The organism is Saccharothrix sp. HUAS TT1 (assembly GCF_040744945.1).
In the GTDB taxonomy this organism is placed as follows: Bacteria; Actinomycetota; Actinomycetes; order Mycobacteriales; family Pseudonocardiaceae; genus Actinosynnema.
On sequence record NZ_CP160453.1, the window covers coordinates 3,129,710 to 3,147,228 of the forward strand.

Here is a 17,519-nt window from a genome sequence, read left to right on the forward strand (position 1 = left end):
TTGAGTGAACAGGGTTAACTCAAACGAGGAGGGGTTCCTTTGGGGGAGCAGATCGCCGGTCTCGACGTGCTCGGCGAGGACTACTTCGCCGATCCGCACGCCTATCACGCCCGCCTGCGCGAGCAGGCGGCGGCGACGCCGATCGTGCTGCCGCGCGGCACGAGGGCGTGGATGGTCACCCGGTACGACGAGGCACGGCTGGCGCTGGCCGATCCCCGGTTCAGCAAGCACTTCGAGCGCTTCCCGGAGGTCATGGCGCACAACCAGATCGGCGGTCACGAGCCGGCCTCGTTCGACGAGTCCCTGGTGCAGCACATGCTGAACATGGACCCGCCGCACCACACCCGGTTGCGCAAGCTCGTCACCAAGGCGTTCACCGCCCGCCGGGTCGAGCAGCTGCGGCCGCGCATCCGGGAGATCACCGACCGGCTGCTGGACGAGGCGGGGGAGAAGGGCGACGTCGACCTGATCGACGCGCTGGCGTTCCCGCTGCCCATCACGGTCATCTGCGAAATGCTCGACGTGCCGATGGACGAGCGCGACGAGTTCCGCGTCTGGTCCAACGTGCTCGTCAGCGGTGGTGGCAGCGACCCGCGGGTGCTCCAGGAGGCGGGCGGCAACATGGCCGCCTACCTGCAGAAGCTGGTGGAGCACAAGCAGGCCGAGCCCGGTGACGACTTCTTCTCCGCGCTCGTGCACGCCGACGAGGACGGTGATCGGCTCGACCGGGTGGAGCTGATCGCCATGGCGTTCCTGCTGCTGGTCGCCGGGCACGAGACGACGGTCAACCTGATCGCCAACGGCGTGCACCACCTGATGCGCGACCCCGCGCAGCTGGAGGCGCTGCGCGCCGACCGGTCGCTGCTGCCCGGCGCGGTGGAGGAGGTGCTGCGCTTCGAGAGCCCGGTCAACCACGCGACGTTCCGCTACACCAACGAGGACGTCCGGTTGGGTGACGCGGTCATCCCGAAGGACAGCGTGGTGGTGGTGTCGCTCAGCGCGGGCAACCGCGACGGCTCCCGGTTCCCGGACCCGGACCGGCTCGACATCACCAGGCAGGCCACCGGGCACCTGGCGTTCGGCCACGGCATCCACTACTGCCTGGGCGCGCCGCTGGCCCGGATGGAGGGCGAGATCGCCATCGGGGCGCTGCTCGACCGGTTCGACGTCGTCCCCGCCGCCGACCCGGACTCGCTGCGCTGGCGGGACGGGACGCTCATCCGCGGGCTGGAAGCGCTGCCGGTTAGCCTGACTCCCCGTGGAGCGCGATGAGCTGCTGAAGCTGGACCAGGCGCACGTCTGGCACCCGTACGGCCCGATGCCGGGCACCCACGAGCCGCTGGTCGTCGCCTCGGCCGAGGGTGTCCGGCTCCGGCTGGACGACGGGCGCGAGCTGGTCGACGGCATGTCGTCGTGGTGGGCCGCGATCCACGGCTACCGGCACCCGGTGCTCGACGCGGCGGTGCGCGACCAGCTCGGCCGGATGAGCCACGTCATGTTCGGCGGCCTGACCCACGAGCCCGCGGTGGCGCTGGCGGCGCGGCTGGTGGAGATCACGCCCGAGCCGTTGCAGCACGTGTTCCTGTCCGACTCGGGCTCGGTGTCGGTCGAGGTCGCGGTCAAGATGGCGTTGCAGCACTGGCGCTCCCAGGGGCGGCCGGAGAAGCGGCGGCTGATGACCTGGCGCGGCGGGTACCACGGCGACACGTTCCAGCCCATGGCCGTGTGCGACCCGGACGGCGGGATGCACGCGCTGTGGCGGGGCGTGCTGCCGGAGCAGGTGTTCGCGTCCGCGCCGCCGCGCGACCTGGACACCGCGTACGTGCAGGAGCTGGCGGACACCGTCGAGCGGCACGCGGGCGAGCTGGCCGCGGTCATCGTGGAGCCGGTGGTGCAGGGCGCGGGCGGCATGCGCTTCCACGACCCGCGCTACCTGCACGTGCTGCGCGAGCTGACGCTGGCCAACGACGTGCTGCTGATCTTCGACGAGATCGCCACCGGCTTCGGCCGCACCGGCGAGCTGTTCGCCGCCGACCACGCCGGGATCAGCCCGGACGTCCTGTGCCTCGGCAAGGCGCTGACCGGCGGCTACCTGTCGATGGCGGCGACCCTGTGCACGTCGCGGGTGGCCGACGGGATCTCGCGCGGCGAGGTGCCGGTGCTGGCGCACGGGCCGACGTTCATGGGCAACCCGCTGGCCTCGGCGGTGGCGCTGGCGTCCACCGACCTGCTGCTGGCGCAGGACTGGCGGTCGTCGGTGCGGCGGATCGAGGCCGGGCTGCGGTCCGGGCTCGCGCAGGCCCCCGGTGACGTGCGGGTGCTCGGCGCGATCGGCGTCGTGCAGCTGGACCACCAGGTGGACGTGGCCGCCGCCACCGCCGCGGCCGTCGACCGCGGGGTGTGGCTGCGGCCGTTCCGCGACCTGATCTACACCATGCCGCCGTTCATCAGCACCGACGACGACGTGGCCGCGATCACCTCGGCCGTCGTCGCGGCGGCCGAGGCGTCACGCGCGCAGCAGGGTTGAGCCCCAGATCAGCAGCAGCGTCGCGTAACCGACGCAGATCCAGCCGATGGCCTTGGGGGTCGCGCCCCCCTTGTGCCGGAACAGCTTGTCGACCAGCAGCCACCACCCGAGCGCGACGACGCCCGCCGCGACCGGCGCCAGGATCACGCCGTACGCGCTCGCGTACGCGCCGGCCCAGAAGTCGACCGGCAGCCGGATGCCGTTGGCGTAGCTGGTCGGGATGGCCATCGTCGCGATGGCCGTCCACGACCAGGCGAGGACCCGCAGCCGCTGCGCCGTCGCCGGCTCGGCGGTCTCGTGGTTGATCGCCAGCACGCCCCAGGCCATGAACGCGCCGCCGCCGAACAGCCAGCCCGTCGCGGTGGACACGACCGGCACGAGGCCGACCGCGTCGCCCAGGGCCGGGTACACCGTCCCCCACAGGAAGAAGTGCCCGCCGACCACGAGCGCGATGACGCCGAGGACGACGAGGGTCTGCGTGCCGCCCTTCTGCGCCATGAACCAGTTCGACGGCTTCTTCGCCGCGGTGGCCGTCGCCCCGGCGTGCCGGGACCGCTCCTCCAGCCACGCCTGGTCCCGCCTGACCTGGGAGGTCGCCTGGCGCCGCTTGCGCCTGCCCGCCTTGCCCACGTCAGCCCTGGACCGCGGCGGCCAGCTCGGTGTTCGTCGGCTCGACCAGCACGCGGCCGTCGGGCAGCACCACGACCGGGATGTTCTTGCGCCCGCCCGCGTGCTCGATCGCCCGGTCGCGGGCCGCGTCGTCGTGCTCGACGTCGACCTCGGTGAACGGGACTTCGTGCTCCCGCAGCCATGCCTTGGCCCGCCGGCAGTCGCCGCACCAGTCCGCGCCGTAGAGAACGATCTCACTCATAGCGGTGACTGTAGAACGCGGTCGACCACCACGCTCCGCACAGGTCTACGGTGAGGGGCCGTGAGCGTCCTCGTGATCACCGGCACGGGCACCGAGGTCGGCAAGACGGTCGTCGTCGCCGCCCTGGCGGCGCTGGCCGCGGCCGACGGTCGGCGGGTCGCCGTGCTCAAGCCCGCGCAGACCGGCGTCGCCGACGGCGAACCGGGCGACCTGGCCGAGGTGGTCCGCCTCGCGGGCCCCGTCACCACCCGTGAGCTGCGCCGGTACCCCGAACCGCTGGCGCCCGCGACGGCCGCGCGCCGGTCCGGGCTGCCCACCCTGCACCCCAGCCACATCGCCTCGGCGGCCGTGGCGCTGGACGAGACGCACGACCTGGTGCTGGTCGAGGGCGCGGGCGGGCTGCTGGTCCGGTTCGACGACGCGGGCTCGACCATCGCCGACGCGGCGTGGGCGCTCAACGCGCCCGTGCTGGTCGTCGCCCACCCGGGCCTGGGCACGCTGAACATGACCGCGCTGACCGCCGAGGCCCTGCTCCGCCGCGGGCTGGAGTCGGTCGGCGTCGTGGTGGGCCGCTGGCCCGCCGCGCCCGACCTGGCCGCCCGGACCAACCTGGTCGACCTGCCGGAGGCCGCGGGCGCGCCGCTGCTCGGCGTGCTGCCCGACGGCGCGGCGGCGCTGGGCCGGCCGGAGTTCGTGGAGCTGGCCCGGGAGGGCCTGTCGCCGTGGTTCGGCGGCACGTTCGACCCGGACAAGTTCGCCGCGCCGCACTCCTGCTGACGCCGTTCGGCCGGCGAAGTCGACCGAATCAGTGACGCACGTCGCTGGGGCTGGTCCGGGTCGGTGCGGCAGACTGCACGGCGGACCACCGCCGGAGTTCCCGAGGAGAAGTCGTGACCGCAGCCCCTGAACAGGTCGATGTCCTCAGCGTTGCCCGCGAGCAGGTGCTGGAGCAGGGCGTCGGGTTGTCCGAGGAGCAGGTGCTCGAAGTCCTCCGACTGCCCGACGAGCGGATCCCGGACCTGCTGGAGCTGGCGCACGCCGTGCGGATGCGCTGGTGCGGCCCGGAGGTCGAGGTCGAGGGCATCGTGTCGCTCAAGACCGGCGGCTGCCCCGAGGACTGCCACTTCTGCTCCCAGTCCGGGCAGTTCCCGTCGCCGGTGCGGTCGGCGTGGCTGGACGTCCCCGGCCTGGTGAAGGCGGCCCGGCAGACCGCCGAGACCGGCGCGACCGAGTTCTGCATCGTCGCCGCCGTGCGCGGGCCGGACAAGCGGCTGCTGTCGCAGGTGCGCGACGGCATCAAGGCCATCCGCGACGACGGCAACGACATCCAGATCGCGTGCTCGCTCGGCATGCTCACCCAGGAGCAGGTGGACGAGCTGGTGGACATGGGCGTCCACCGCTACAACCACAACCTGGAGACGGCCCGCTCCCACTTCCCGAACGTGGTCACCACGCACTCGTGGGAGGAGCGGTGGGACACGCTGAAGATGATCCGCGACGCGGGCATGGAGGTCTGCTGCGGCGGCATCATCGGCATGGGCGAGACGCTGGCGCAGCGCGCCGAGTTCGCCGTGCAGCTGGCCGCGCTGGAGCCCGACGAGGTGCCGCTGAACTTCCTGATCCCCAACCCCGGCACCCCGTACGAGAACTACCCGGTGGTCGAGGGCCCCGACGCGCTGCGGGCGGTCGGCGCGTTCCGGCTCGCCCTGCCGCGCACGATCCTGCGCTTCGCCGGCGGCCGTGAGCTGACCTTCGGCGACCTCGGCGCCAAGCAGGGCATGCTCGGCGGCGTCAACGCGATCATCGTCGGCAACTACCTGACCAACCTCGGCCGCCCGGCGCAGCAGGACCTCGACATGCTGACCGAGCTGTCCATGCCGATCAAGGAACTGAGCAAGACGCTGTGACGTACTGCGGTTACTGCGGCAAGGCGCGCGCGGAGGCCGACCACTCCGCGTGCGCCTCGCGGCTGGGCGTGATCGACCCGCCGCGGTTCTGCGCCGAGTGCGCGCGCCGGATGGTCGTCCAGGTGACGCCCGCCGGGTGGACGGCCACGTGCAGCCGTCACGGCGAGATCACCTCCGCGCGGTAACCTGCCCTGCATCTGGTCACGGGGCAGGGAGGTCGTCGGGTGGCGGAGCAACCGGTGGACGAGCGGGCGACGCCCGTTCGGGTGCCACCCGCGCCGGCGTTCGAGTACTACTACGTGGCGCAGCGGCCGCGCGTCGTGGTGAAGCGCGACCTGCTGCCCGCGTTCTCCGTGCTGTCCGGGACCTCGCTGTTCGGGTTGCCGCTGGGGTGGTTGTGGGCGTGGCTCGCGCCGCCGCAGAACGTGGTGGCGCAGCAGGACGGGTCGATGATCCCGGTCACCGGCGAGAGCTACCACCGGCTCGACGGGCTGATGCTGTTCGTGCTGATGGGACTGGGCGCCGGTCTGATCACCGGCATCGCGGTGTGGTTGCTGCGGGAGCGGCGCGGCCCGGTGGTGATGGTCGCGGCCGTGCTCGGCTCGGTCCTGGCCGCCTACCTGGGCCAGCTGACCGGCGCCGGGACGGCGAGCGGCGACTACGCCGTCGGCGCCGCGCCTGCGGTGGGTGACGTCATAGCCCTGGCTCCGGTGCTGGAGACGTGGTGGGGCTTGCTGGCGTGGCCCTTGGGCACGGCGCTGGCGTACGGCTGCCTGGCCGCGTGGAACGGCTTGGACGACCTGGGTCGGCGTCTCGGCTAGAGCCGGTACGCCAAGTCGGGCACGTCGGTGACGAACATGTGCCCCGGCGCGTGGGTGATCGCGAACGGCGGCTTCGACGCCATCACCGCCGCCTGCGGTGTCACGCCGCAGGCCCAGAAGACCGGCACGTCGCCGGCGTGCGGCTCGGTGCGGTCGCCGAAGTCCGGTCGGTCCAGGTCCTCGATGCCCAGCGCGCGCGGGTCGCCGACGTGGACCGGCGCGCCGTGGACGGCCGGCATCCGGGCGGTGACCTCCGTGGCGACCTCGACCAGGTCGGCCGGGACGTACCGCATCGACACCACCATCGGGCCGTGCAGCCGACCGGCCGGGCGGCACTCGCGGTCCGTCACGTACATCGGCACGTTGCGGCGCTGCTCGACGTACCGCAGCGGCACGTCCGCCCGCGTCAGGGCCGACTCGAACGTGAAGCTGCACCCGATCAGGAACGCGACCAGGTCGTCGCGCCAGTGCCCGGACGCGTCGGTGGGCTCGTCCACCAGCACGCCGTGCTCCCAGACCCGGTAGCGCGGCACGTCGCGCGTCAAGTCGGCGCCCTCCGCGAGGACCGTGGTCGTGCCGCCCTTGTCGGTGACGTCCAGGACCGGGCACGCCTCGGGGTTGCGCAGGGCGAACAGCAGCACGTCGTAGGCCCAGTCGTGCGGCACGGCGATCAGGTTGGCCTGGGCGAAGCCCTCGGCGAGCCCGGCGGTCTGTCCGGTGTGGCGGGCGCGCACTTCGGCCGGTGTCATCGTGGTCATCGCAGTTCGACGCCTTTCGTCTCGGGGAGGCCGAGCAGGGCCAGCACGGCGATGCCGTAGGCGATGGCGCCGAAGGTCATCGCGCCGCCGACGCCCGCGCTGCCGGCCAGGAAGCCCACGGCGGCCGGGAAGAACGCGCCGACCGCGCGGCCGAAGTTGTAGGTGAAGCCCTGGCCGGTGCCGCGCAGCTCCGTCGGGTACAGCTCGGCCAGGAACGAGCCGAACCCGCTGAAGATCGCCGACGTGGCGAACCCGAGCGGGAACGTGACCAGCAGGATCAGGCCGTTCGCGCCCGCCGGGATCTGGGTGAACACGACGATGAGGATCGCGCTGAGCACGGCGAACAGGGTGAACGTGCGCTTGCGGCCGAGCAGGTCGGTCAGGTAGCCGCCGGTGACGTAGCCCGCGAACGCGCCGCTGATGAGCAGGGCCAGGTACCCGCCGGTGCCGACGACGCTGAGGCCCCGTTCGGTCTTGAGGAACGTCGGCACCCAGCTCGCCAGGGTGTAGTAGCCGCCCTGGACGCCGGTGGCGAGGAGCGCGGCGAAGAACGTGGTGCGGCCGAGCCCGCCCCGGAAGACGTCCCGGAAGCTGCCCCTGCGCTCGCTGGTCCGGAGCGCCCGCTCGGCGCGCGGCGCGTCCTTGACGTTGCGGCGCACGTAGAAGACGAGGACGGCGGGGATCGCGCCGGTCCAGAACAGCACGCGCCAGGCGACGTCCTGGGGCAGGAAGCTGAACACGGCGGTGTAGACGATCACGCTCAGGCCCCAGCCGACGGCCCACGAGCTCTGGATGAACGCGACCGTGCGGCCCCGGTACTGCGGCTTGCAGTACTCGGCGACCAGGATCGCGCCCGCCGCCCACTCGCCGCCGAAGCCGAGGCCCTGCAGGGCGCGGAAGACCATCAGCATCTCGTAGCTGGTGGCGAAGCCGCACAGGACGGTGAAGACGGCGTACGTGATGACCGTGATCATGAGGGTGCGGACCCGGCCGACGCGGTCCGCGAGGATGCCCGCGATCGCGCCGCCGAGGGCGGAGACGACGAGCGTGACGGTGTTGAGCAGGCCCGCCTGGCCGGTGCTGAGGCCGAAGTAGGCGCTGATGGCGAACAGGCCGAGGGGCAGGACCTGGAAGTCGTAGGCGTCCAGGCCGTAGCCGCCGAACGCCCCGACGAAGGCCCGCTTGCCGTTGCGGCCCAACGTGTGGAACCAGGCGAACGGTCCTCGTCCGTCCTTGGTGGTGCCGATGTCCGTGGTGCTCACGAAGATCACCTCGCAGCCTCAGGGGTGTGCCGTGGAGCACACCGTAGAGGATTGTTGAACAATCCCACTAGAGAGCAATAGGACGAACCAACATGCTTCCACTCGCCCTGTGAGAGCGCTCCCACTCCGCTGTCATCCCGCTCTGAACGTTGAATTCAGGGGTCGCGAACGTACGACTCTCGCGACCTGGGTGTACGACTCGCGCGAGAGTCGTGCGTTCGGGGTGGGAGAGTCGTCCGTGTGGGGCGAACGCTCAGGCGGTGGTGGCCTTGAGGCGGTCGTAGGTCGGGTGGAAGAGGCGCATCAGGCGGGTCGTCTCGGCGAAGTCGAGCTGGCCGGACGTCGGCTGGTGGCCGATGAACGTGTAGGTCAACCGGGAGCCGAGCGCCGGGAAGAAGATCCGGGACACCGTGCCGATCGCGCCCATGGCGATCACGACCACGTCCGAATCGGCGCCCTCGGCCAGCAGCAACGACGCCAGGACCTTCAGGTCCGCGCCGGTCGTCGCCATCGTGGAGATCTTCACGACGTCCGCGCCGACGCCCTTCGCCGCAGCGGCGATTTCGGTCAGCTCGCCGATCCCCGGCGTGTGGTCGAAGTTGTGGTACGACACGATCGCCAGCGAACCGGCCGCGTGCGCGGCGCCGACCACGTCGGCCGCGATCGACTCCGCCGACAGCTCCACGTCGACGGCGTCCACCAGCGGCGCGAGTTCGCGGAACAGGTCGAGCCGCTCCTGCTCGGAGCCGGTCCACCCGCCGCCCTCGGCGGCCGAGCGCACGGTCGCCAGCACCGGCAGGCCGCGGAACGCGCGCACCTGGTCCCGGACGTGCGCGGCATCGGTGCGGGAGAACCGGTCGACGCGCAGCTCGGCGACGTCGACACCGGCGGAACGGGCCTGTTCGGCCGCCTGCTCGCTGTCGGTGTCGTCGAAGCTGACGGCGACCAGCGGAACACCCTCGTCCAGCAACGCGCGCAGGCCGTTCACCCGCGTGATCCTACAGCGGGCGTCAGTTGCGGTGGGGCAGGCCGCCCCACTCGGACAGCGGCGCGGGCACGGCGCTCAACGCCCCGAGGATGCCCGCCTCGCGGTGCAGCACCTTCCGCACCAGCCGCAGCCGCCGGGCGGGCGACGTCTCCTCCAGCAGCCGCTGCCGGTCCTCCACCGTGAGCAGGCAGTCGTCGGCCAACGCGTACGCCAGGTCGGCCAGCGGCGTGTCCGGGCCCGGCGGCCGGGCGCCGTCGACCCGCGCCGCCTGCCGGTACCGCCCGTGCGCGGCCCGCGCGCTCTCCGCCAGCAGCGGCAGCACCGCCTCGACCTCCGGCGGCGCGGCGGTGTCCGGCAGCCATTGCACCGTGCCGACCAGGTACGGCGCGCTGTCCTCGTCCACGTCGAGCAGCCGGAACCGCCGACCGCCGGTCGTGGTCAGGTCGAACCGCCCGTCGGGCAGCCGGCGCGCCTCCTGGAGGATCGCCGAGCAGCCGACCTCGCACAGCGCCTCGACGTTCTCCGCGCCGACCTCCCAGCCCTGCTTGATCGACACGACGCCGAACGCCCGGTCCGGCACCGCCTCGGTCACCAGGTCGACGGTCAGCTGGCGGTACCGCGGCTCGAACACGTGCAGCGGCAGGGACGCCCCGGGCAGCAGCACGGTGCCCAGCGGGAACAGGGGGAGCGTCGTGGTCACGAACCCAAGCTACGGGTGGATGGTGGCCTCAGCACGGCGAACGGGTCCGTCACCCGCATCTCGCCGGACACGAACCGGAACAGCGCGGCGGGGCGACCGCCGGACGGCCCGGGTTGCACGGTCCCGCCCGTCGGCTCCAGCAGCCCCCGCCGCGACAGCACGCGCTGCAGGTTGGTCGCCGACACCTTGTACCCCAGGGCCGCCGAGTACAGCGAGCGCAGCGCGGAGATGGTGAACTCCGGCGGCGCCAGCGCGAACCCGAGGTTGGTGTAGGACAGCTTGGACGCGAGCCGGTTGCGGGCGCGGCGGCAGATCAGCTCGTGGTCGAACGCCGTCGCGGGCAGGGCGTCCACCGGGTGCCAGGCGGTGTCGGACGGCACCACCGGGTCCATGTGCGAGGGCACCAGGCCGAGGAACGCGGTCGCGACGACCCGGGGTCCGGGCACCCGCGCTGGGTTGCTGAACACCGCCAGCTGCTCGACGTGTGACAACTGTCGCACGTCGACCTTCTCGGCCAGCTGGCGGCGGATCGAGGCCTCGACGTCCTCGTCGTCGCCCAGCCCGCCACCGGGCAGTGACCAGCGGTGAGCGTGCGGTTCCCGAGCGCGCTCCCACAGCATGACCTGGAGTGATCCGGCTCTCACCTGGAGCACCGCGGCCAAAACCTCATGTCCCGCCAGTCCCACTCGGCTGATACTATCGGCCCTGTTTTCGACCGATAGGCGAAAACCTGGTCCAAGGGAGGAACCCATGGTCGCCACCGCCTACGTGGAGCGCGCCTCCGACGGCGCCTACGACGGCATCGCGCCGGACGCCGCCTGGCGGGACGAGGTGCTGGAGCTGGCCCGCCAGCGGGACGCGGTGATCCTGGCGCACAACTACCAGCTCCCCGAGATCCAGGACATCGCCCACCACACCGGCGACTCGCTGGCGCTGAGCCGCATCGCCGCCGCGAGCGACGCGTCCACCATCGTCTTCTGCGGCGTGCACTTCATGGCCGAGACCGCGAAGATCCTGGCGCCGCACAAGACCGTGCTGATCCCGGACGAGCGGGCGGGCTGCTCGCTGGCCGACTCGATCACCGGCGAGCAGCTGCGCGAGTGGAAGGCCGAGCACCCCGGCGCGGTCGTCGTCTCCTACGTCAACACCACGGCCGAGGTGAAGGCGGAGACCGACATCTGCTGCACCTCGTCGAACGCGGTGGACGTGGTGCGGTCCATCCCGGCCGACCGGGAGGTGCTGTTCCTGCCGGACCAGTTCCTCGGCGCGCACGTCAAGCGCGAGACGGGCCGGGAGAACCTGCGCGTCTGGGCGGGCGAGTGCCACGTGCACGCGGGCATCAACGGCCCGGAGCTGGCCGAGCGCGCGGCGGCGAACCCGGACGCCGACCTGTTCATCCACCCCGAGTGCGGGTGCGCCACGTCGGCGCTCTACCTCGCGGGGGAGGGCACCGTGCCCGCCGACAAGGTGAAGATCCTGTCGACCGGCGACATGATCACCGCCGCCCGGCGGACCAGCGCGAAGTCGGTGCTGGTGGCCACCGAGATCGGCATGCTGCACCAGCTGCGCCGGGCCGCGCCGGAGATCGACTTCCGGGCGGTGAACGACCGGGCGTCGTGCCGGTACATGAAGATGATCACCCCGGCGGCCCTGCTGCGCGGCCTGCGCGAGAACCGGGACGAGGTGCACGTGGACCTGGAGACCGCGAAGCGGGCGCAGGGCGCGGTGCAGCGCATGATCGAGATCGGGCAGCCCGGCGGCGGGGAATGAGCACCCCGCTGGTGACCACCCCGCTGTGGGAGGCCCGTGCCGACCTGCTGGTCGTCGGCACGGGGGTGGCCGGGCTGACGGCGGCGCTGCGCGCGCGTGAGCTGGGGCTGCGGGTCCTGGTGGTGACCAAGGCCGCCGGCGAGGACGGCAACACCCGGTGGGCGCAGGGCGGCGTGGCCGTCGTGCTGCCCGGCGAGCACGACGAGGGCGACACGGTCGACGCGCACGTGCGCGACACGCTGGTGGCGGGCGCCGGGCTGTGCGACGAGGCCGCCGTCGCGGCGATCATCGCGGGCGGTCCGGCGGCGGTGGCCCGGCTGCGCGAGCGCGGCGCGGTGTTCGACGCCGCGCCGACCGGTGGGCTGGCCCGCACGCGGGAGGGCGGGCACAGCGCGTTCCGGGTGGTGCACGCGGGCGGCGACGCGACCGGCGCGGAGGTCGAGCGCGCGTTGCTGGCGGCGGCGTCCGACGGTCGGGTGCCGGTGCTGGAGAACCACGTCGCGGTGGACGCGGTGCGCACGCCGCTCGGCCAGGTGTGCGGCCTGCTGGTGCTGGACGGCAACGGCGTGCCCGGCGTGCTCGGCGCGCCCGCCGTGCTGCTGGCCAGCGGCGGCCTCGGCCAGCTCTACCAGGCCACGTCCAACCCGGAGGTGGCCACCGGCGACGGCCTGGCGCTGGCGCTGCGCGCGGGCGCGGTGGCGGCGGACGTCGAGTTCGTGCAGTTCCACCCGACCGTGCTCTACACCGGGCGCGGCGCGCGTGGCCGCTGCCCGCTGGTGACGGAGGCGGTGCGCGGCGAGGGCGCGGTGCTGCTCGACGCGACCGGCGCGCGCGTCATGCGCGGCGTGCACCCGCTGGAGGACCTGGCGCCGCGCGACGTGGTGGCGGCGGCGATCACCCGGCACGTGGCGGGCGCGCCGGGCGGCGTGGACGACCACGTGTTCCTGGACGCCACCGGCATCGCCGACTTCGCGCGCCGGTTCCCGACCGTGCACGCGGCCTGCCTCGCGGCGGGGGTGGACCCGGCGGGCGAGCCGATCCCGGTCGCGCCCGCGGCGCACTTCGCGTGCGGCGGCGTCGTGTCCGACGTGGCCGGTCGAACCGGTGTGACCGGCCTGTACGCGGCGGGCGAGGTGGCCCGCACCGGGCTGCACGGCGCGAACCGGCTGGCGTCCAACAGCCTGCTGGAGGGCCTGGTCGTCGGCACGCGGGCCGCCGAGGCGGTGGCCGCGGACCTGGCGCTGGGCGTGCTGGCGCCCGCCTCGGCCTCGGCGTCGGTCGCGATCGAGCTGCCGACGGCGCCGGTCGCCGACCGGGACTCGCTGCAGCGGGTGATGTCGCGGTACGCGGCGATCGGCCGGGACGCCGAGGGCCTGGCCGTGGTCGGCTCGGTGCTCGACCTGTCCACCGCGGACCGGCGGCTGACCAGCCGGGAGCTGGTGGAGGACGCGGCGCTCACCGTGGCGGCGCGGGCGTTGATCGCGGCGGCGGCGCGGCGCGAGGAGTCGCGCGGCTGCCACGTGCGCACCGATTTCACCGAGCGGGACGACGTGGCGTGGCAGCGCGGCCAGGTGGTCCGGCTCAACCCGTCCGGCCAGCCGGTGCTGGCGGACCCCGTGGTGGCGAGGGGAGTGGCGTGAAGCACGGACTCGACCTGGAGGACGCGCGTCGCGTGATCGCGGCGGCGTTGGCGGAGGACCTGCGCTACGGCGCGGACGCGACGACCGAGGCGACGGTGGCCGCGGACGCGGTCGCGGTGGCCGAGCTGACCCCGCGCGTGGCCGGCGCGCTGGCCGGCATCCCGGTGGCGCTGGAGGCGTTCCGGCAGGTCACCGACGTGGAGGTGCTCGAACAGCGGGAGGACGGCGACAAGGCCGTCCCCGGCGAGCCCGCGCTGGTCCTGCGCGGACCGGTGCGCGGCCTGCTCACCGCCGAGCGCACCGCGTTGAACCTGCTGTGCCACCTGTCCGGCGTGGCCACGTTGACCGCGGCCTGGGTGGCCGAGGTCGAGGGCACCGGCGCGGCCGTGCGGGACTCCCGCAAGACCCTGCCGGGCCTGCGGCTGCTGGAGAAGTACGCGGTCCGCTGCGGCGGCGGCGTCAACCACCGGCTCGGGCTCGGCGACGCGGTGCTGATCAAGGACAACCACGTGCGGGCCGCCGGTTCGGTGCGGGCGGCGATGGCCGCCGTGCGCGCCCACGCGCCGCACCTGGAGTGCGAGGTCGAGGTGGACTCGCTCGACCAGCTGGACGAGGCCGTCGCCGAGGGCGCGGAACTGGTGCTGTTGGACAACTTCACCGTCGCCGACTGCGCCGAGGCGGTGCGCCGGGTGGCGGGCGCGGTCCGGCTGGAGGCGTCCGGCGGGCTGACGCTGGACGTGGCCAGGGCCTACGCCGGGACCGGCGTCGACTACCTGGCCGTCGGCGGCCTCACGCACTCGGCCCCGGCGCTCGACCTGGGGCTCGACCTGCGCTAGTCGTCGGAGGTGGGGCGCACCCGCGCCAGGGGCGGCGGCGCGGGTGCGCACCGATCAGGAGTCGCGCCGCCCGGTCCGGTCGTCGCGCTCCACGTCCACCTGCTCGCTGCGCACGTCGTCGCGCACGTGCTGCTGCTCGGTCACGGTCTGCTTCTCCAGCCGCACCTGCTCCACCGGCCTGGTCGTCTTGTCGACCACCGGCTCCTGGCGGCGCAGGGTGACCTCGGCCTCCTCGTCGGCGAACGCGCCCTCGGTGGCCGTGCCCTCGGCCGGCTCGCGCACCACGCGGACCTCCTCGTGGCTCACCGGCACCGAGACGTCCTTGTGCTCGGTCACGGTGTGCTTGACCAGGCGCACCCGGCCGGCGTCCACCTCGCGGGTGCCGACGTGCAGGTCCTCCTCGAAGCGGGTGACCGAGTCGCCGGTCCCGTGACGGGCGTGCTGGCCCGAGGTCGGCATCGGCGCGGCGGTCTGCCCGCGCACGTCGCCACGCGTCTCGCCGCGTGCTTCGGCACGCGTCTCGCCGCGGATCTCGTCCCGGGTCTGGCCTGCGGTCGGGATGGGCGTGGTGTCGGCGCGGTCGCGGCCCGGCAGGCGGTCGTGGTCGCCGCTGCGGTGGGCCGGGATCAGGCCGTAGTGCTCGTACAGCTCGTCCTGCTGGCGGTCGGACATGTGCTCGTCGGACACGTCGATCTTGGGCGCGTCCTTCACCTGCTCCTTGTCGACGTGCACCCGGACGACGCCCTCGCCCAGGGTGGCGTCCTGGATCGGCACGAACGACTCCTTCAAGCCGAACAGGCCGGTGTGCACCGAGGCCCACATCGGCCGGCCGTCCCGGTCGTCGAGCCAGACCTGCTTCACCGAGCCGATCCGCTCTCCGTGCTCGTCGATCACGTCGCAGTCGTACAGGCGGTCCACTTCGGCCTGGTTGATCATGGCCAGGGTCCCCTTCGCGTGTCGTGTACGTCCCGGGAAGGGCTTCCCGACGCGAAGGGGCACCTATTCGGCCGTCACCTCTTCGTGTGAAGGCACCCACTCGAAAGAAATTCAGAGCCGCCGGTTCGCGAGCACCGGCAACACCTGCCGCGCCTCGGCCACGCCCTCGGCGTCCACCTCGGTCACGACCATGCCCGGCGCGCCGGCCAGCCGCTCCACCACCTCGCCGAGCGGCGAGGCCACCGTGCTGAAACCGATGCCCGTCGGCGCGCCGCCGTGGTCGACACCCGGGTCGGCCTGGCCGCAGGCCAGCACCCACGACGTGCAGTCCAGCGCCCGCGCCCGGACCAGCACCTCCCACTGCTCCCGCTTGCCCGGCCCCGAGCCCCACGACGCGCACAGCAGCACGGCCGTCGCGCCCCGGTCGGCCAGCGCCCGGAACAGCTCCGGGAACCGCACGTCGTAGCAGGTGGCCAGGCCGAGCCCGACCCCGTCGACCTCGACCACCACCGGCTCGGCGCCGGGCGCGACCGTCCGCGACTCGGCGAAGCCGAACGCGTCGAACAGGTGGATCTTGTCGTAGCCCAGGTGGTGACCCGCGCCGGTGACCAGCAGGGTGTTGGCCACCCGGCCGTCCGGCGCGGGGGTGAACATGCCCGCCACGACGACCACGCCGTGCTCGTCGGCGATGCCGCGCACCGCGTCGGCCCACGGCCCGTCCAGCGGCTCGGCCACCGGGCCGAGGGGCACGCCGAACCGGCACATCGTGGCCTCCGGGAACACCACCACGCGCGCGCCCGCCGCCGCCGCGCGCTCGACGCCCGAGCGGACCAGGTCCAGGTTCGCCGCCGGGTCGGTGGAGGAGTTGATCTGGCACAGGGCGACACGCATGCCACCCACTCTAGGTAGTGTCGGGTCTCGTGCGCCCCCTCCTCCCCACGCTCGTCGTCGCTGCCGTCCTCGTCGCGGCGGGGTGCACCGGCACGACGACACCGAGCGCCGAGGGGACCTCGGACGGCAGCGCGCTCGTGCTGGCCGACCCGCTGGAGCCGACCACGCTGAACCCGCTGCTCGGCTACGGCCGCGAGGGCGTGTCGAAGCTGTACGACGGCCTGGTGGAGCACCGCGCGGACGGCTCGGTGCGACCGCAGCTCGCGGTGGACGCCCCCACGCCCGCCCGGGACGGGCTGAGCTGGACGGTGGAGCTGCGCGAGGGCGTGCGGTTCACCGACGGCACCGACTTCGGTCCCGAGGACGTGGTGGCCACCTACCGGGCGCTGCTCGACCCGGCGCTGGCCTCCACCGAGCGGACCGCGTTCGCGGAGCTGACCGGCGTCGAGCAGCTGGACGTGCGCACCGTGCGGTTCACCCTGGCCAGGCCGTGGGCGGCGTTCCCGCACATGCTGGTGCTCGGCATCCTGCCCAGCGAAGCGCTCGGCAGGCCGCTGGCCGACGTGCCGGCGGTCGGCACCGGCCCGTACAAGCTGGTGGAGTGGCGCAAGGGCGACCGGATGGTGCTGGAGGCCAACGCGGGCTACTTCGGCGGCGAGCCGGAGATCCGCAAGCTGACCGTGGTGTTCGTGCCGGACGACAACACGCGCGCCCAGCGGTTGCGGGCGGGCGAGTTCGACGGCGCCGAGCTGCCGCCCCGGCTGGCCGCGTCGTTCGACGGCGCGAGCGGCATGCGGGTGATCGCGCACCGCAGCGCCGACCTGCGCGCGGTGACGCTGCCGACCGGCCCGGTGACCGGCGACCCGGCGATCCGGATGGCGTTGAACCACGCGGTCGACCGCAAGGGCATGGTGGACAACCTGCTCGGCGGCAAGGGCGCGGTGGCGAGCACGCCGATCCCGGACGAGCTGCCGGAGTTCGTCGAGACCGGCGCGCGGTTCGCGCACGACAAGGCGCAGGCCGAGCTGCTGCTGGACCAGGCCGGCTGGGCGCGCGGCGCGGACGGCGTGCGGGCCCGCGACGGCGTGCCCGCCCGGTTCACCCTGATGTACCCGATCGGCGACGTGGTGCGCGCCGACCTGGCCACCGCGTTCGCCGCCGACGCCAGGGCGGTCGGCGTCGACGTGCAGCTGGCCGGGCTCAGCTGGGAGGCCGTCGCGCCGAGGCTGGGCGTGGACGCGCTGCTGCACGGCGGCGGCACCCCGTTCGACCCGGACCTGATGACCTACCAGCCGCTGCACACCGGCAACCCGTGGGGCTACTCGAACCCGCAGGTGGACGCCGCCCTGGCCGCCGGGCGCACGCTGCTGGACCCGGCGCAGCGGGCGGCGGCGTACAAGCAGTTCCAGCGCGCGTACGTGGCCGGGCCGGGCATGGTGGTGCTGGCCTCGGTGCAGCACACGTACGTGGTCCGGGAGAACTGGAACGGCTACCAGCAGGTCGTGGACCCGCACGCGCACGGCGCGCTGTCGTGGGGCCCCTGGTGGAACCTGGAGAAGTGGACGCCCCGGTGAGGGCTGGTCTTCCTGCACCCCGGTGGCGATAGTGGGGG

The 17,519-nt window shown here is 73.4% G+C and carries 19 protein-coding genes; 10 read left to right on the forward strand and 9 right to left on the reverse strand.

Translation table 11 applies throughout. The annotated features are described in order from the left end of the window. Positions 1–39 precede the first annotated feature (39 nt). Positions 40–1,272 carry a cytochrome P450 gene (locus AB0F89_RS15555; RefSeq protein WP_367136758.1) on the forward strand — a complete coding sequence of 411 codons (1,233 nt, stop codon included), beginning with the start codon at positions 40–42 and terminating at the stop codon, positions 1,270–1,272. Further along, a complete protein-coding gene (locus AB0F89_RS15560; RefSeq protein ID WP_367136760.1) occupies positions 1,259–2,527 on the forward strand; it encodes an adenosylmethionine--8-amino-7-oxononanoate transaminase in 1,269 nt (422 codons plus the stop codon). The genes AB0F89_RS15555 and AB0F89_RS15560 overlap by 14 nt, the downstream gene beginning before the upstream one ends. Here the strand turns inward: AB0F89_RS15560 and AB0F89_RS15565 are convergent. Together AB0F89_RS15565 and AB0F89_RS15570 are read right to left on the reverse strand one after the other, a co-directional pair. After that, a complete protein-coding gene (locus AB0F89_RS15565) occupies positions 2,507–3,157 on the reverse strand; it encodes a hypothetical protein (protein WP_367136762.1) in 651 nt (216 codons plus the stop codon). The two genes, AB0F89_RS15560 and AB0F89_RS15565, sit on opposite strands and share 21 nt — an antisense overlap. Before the next feature lies 1 nt (position 3,158). Further along, positions 3,159–3,398 (reverse strand): glutaredoxin family protein, encoded by a 240-nt coding sequence (locus tag AB0F89_RS15570; RefSeq protein WP_367136764.1) that lies wholly within the window; start codon positions 3,396–3,398, stop codon positions 3,159–3,161. A 60-nt stretch (positions 3,399–3,458) separates the two neighbouring features. Between AB0F89_RS15570 and bioD the strand changes: the two genes are divergently transcribed. From bioD to AB0F89_RS15590, 4 genes are all read left to right on the forward strand, one after another. Continuing rightward, on the forward strand, positions 3,459–4,175 hold the full coding sequence (gene bioD / locus AB0F89_RS15575; protein WP_367136766.1) for a dethiobiotin synthase: 717 nt from the start codon (positions 3,459–3,461) through the stop codon (positions 4,173–4,175). A gap of 113 nt (positions 4,176–4,288) precedes the next feature. After that, on the forward strand, positions 4,289–5,305 hold the full coding sequence (bioB, locus tag AB0F89_RS15580; protein ID WP_367136768.1) for a biotin synthase BioB: 1,017 nt from the start codon (positions 4,289–4,291) through the stop codon (positions 5,303–5,305). Beyond that, the gene (locus AB0F89_RS15585; RefSeq protein WP_367136770.1) at positions 5,302–5,490 is read left to right on the forward strand and encodes a hypothetical protein; all 189 of its coding nucleotides are present in this window, start codon (positions 5,302–5,304) and stop codon (positions 5,488–5,490) included. The genes bioB and AB0F89_RS15585 overlap by 4 nt, the downstream gene beginning before the upstream one ends. Before the next feature lie 39 nt (positions 5,491–5,529). Beyond that, complete coding sequence (locus tag AB0F89_RS15590) at positions 5,530–6,126, forward strand: DUF2567 domain-containing protein (RefSeq protein WP_367136772.1); 597 nt, start codon at positions 5,530–5,532, stop codon at positions 6,124–6,126. On the opposite strand, the gene AB0F89_RS15595 is transcribed toward AB0F89_RS15590, so the two are convergent. The 5 genes from AB0F89_RS15595 to AB0F89_RS15615 form a co-directional block, all read right to left on the reverse strand. Next, on the reverse strand, positions 6,123–6,884 hold the full coding sequence (locus tag AB0F89_RS15595; protein WP_367136774.1) for a putative hydro-lyase: 762 nt from the start codon (positions 6,882–6,884) through the stop codon (positions 6,123–6,125). The genes AB0F89_RS15590 and AB0F89_RS15595 overlap by 4 nt on opposite strands. Beyond that, complete coding sequence (locus tag AB0F89_RS15600; RefSeq protein WP_367136776.1) at positions 6,881–8,146, reverse strand: MFS transporter; 1,266 nt, start codon at positions 8,144–8,146, stop codon at positions 6,881–6,883. Before AB0F89_RS15600 ends, AB0F89_RS15595 begins: the two co-directional genes overlap by 4 nt. 253 nt (positions 8,147–8,399) lie before the next feature. After that, the gene (locus tag AB0F89_RS15605) at positions 8,400–9,134 is read right to left on the reverse strand and encodes a type I 3-dehydroquinate dehydratase (RefSeq protein ID WP_367136778.1); all 735 of its coding nucleotides are present in this window, start codon (positions 9,132–9,134) and stop codon (positions 8,400–8,402) included. A 22-nt stretch (positions 9,135–9,156) separates the two neighbouring features. Further along, positions 9,157–9,834, reverse strand: coding sequence for an LON peptidase substrate-binding domain-containing protein (locus AB0F89_RS15610; protein WP_367136780.1), 678 nt, complete (start codon positions 9,832–9,834; stop codon positions 9,157–9,159). Beyond that, positions 9,831–10,520: an NUDIX domain-containing protein gene (locus AB0F89_RS15615; RefSeq protein WP_367136782.1), complete on the reverse strand. Its 690-nt coding sequence runs from the start codon at positions 10,518–10,520 to the stop codon at positions 9,831–9,833. The genes AB0F89_RS15610 and AB0F89_RS15615 overlap by 4 nt, the downstream gene beginning before the upstream one ends. Before the next feature lie 64 nt (positions 10,521–10,584). On the opposite strand from AB0F89_RS15615, the gene nadA reads away from it, so the two are divergent. The 3 genes from nadA to nadC are packed head-to-tail and all read left to right on the forward strand — an operon-like array spanning position 10,585 to position 14,080. Next, positions 10,585–11,604, forward strand: a complete 1,020-nt coding sequence (gene nadA / locus AB0F89_RS15620) for a quinolinate synthase NadA (RefSeq protein WP_367136784.1) — start codon at positions 10,585–10,587, stop codon at positions 11,602–11,604. Further along, a complete protein-coding gene (locus tag AB0F89_RS15625; RefSeq protein ID WP_367136786.1) occupies positions 11,601–13,244 on the forward strand; it encodes an L-aspartate oxidase in 1,644 nt (547 codons plus the stop codon). The genes nadA and AB0F89_RS15625 overlap by 4 nt, the downstream gene beginning before the upstream one ends. Beyond that, positions 13,241–14,080, forward strand: coding sequence for a carboxylating nicotinate-nucleotide diphosphorylase (gene nadC / locus AB0F89_RS15630; RefSeq protein WP_367136788.1), 840 nt, complete (start codon positions 13,241–13,243; stop codon positions 14,078–14,080). Before AB0F89_RS15625 ends, nadC begins: the two co-directional genes overlap by 4 nt. Before the next feature lie 54 nt (positions 14,081–14,134). On the opposite strand, the gene AB0F89_RS15635 is transcribed toward nadC, so the two are convergent. After that, the gene (locus AB0F89_RS15635) at positions 14,135–15,016 is read right to left on the reverse strand and encodes a DUF2382 domain-containing protein (protein WP_367136790.1); all 882 of its coding nucleotides are present in this window, start codon (positions 15,014–15,016) and stop codon (positions 14,135–14,137) included. Positions 15,017–15,127: 111 nt separating this feature from the next. Beyond that, positions 15,128–15,907 (reverse strand): carbon-nitrogen hydrolase family protein, encoded by a 780-nt coding sequence (locus AB0F89_RS15640; protein ID WP_367136792.1) that lies wholly within the window; start codon positions 15,905–15,907, stop codon positions 15,128–15,130. A 29-nt stretch (positions 15,908–15,936) separates the two neighbouring features. Here AB0F89_RS15640 and AB0F89_RS15645 point away from each other — a divergent pair, with 29 nt between their 5' ends. Then, complete coding sequence (locus tag AB0F89_RS15645; RefSeq protein WP_367136794.1) at positions 15,937–17,481, forward strand: ABC transporter substrate-binding protein; 1,545 nt, start codon at positions 15,937–15,939, stop codon at positions 17,479–17,481. Positions 17,482–17,519 lie beyond the last annotated feature (38 nt).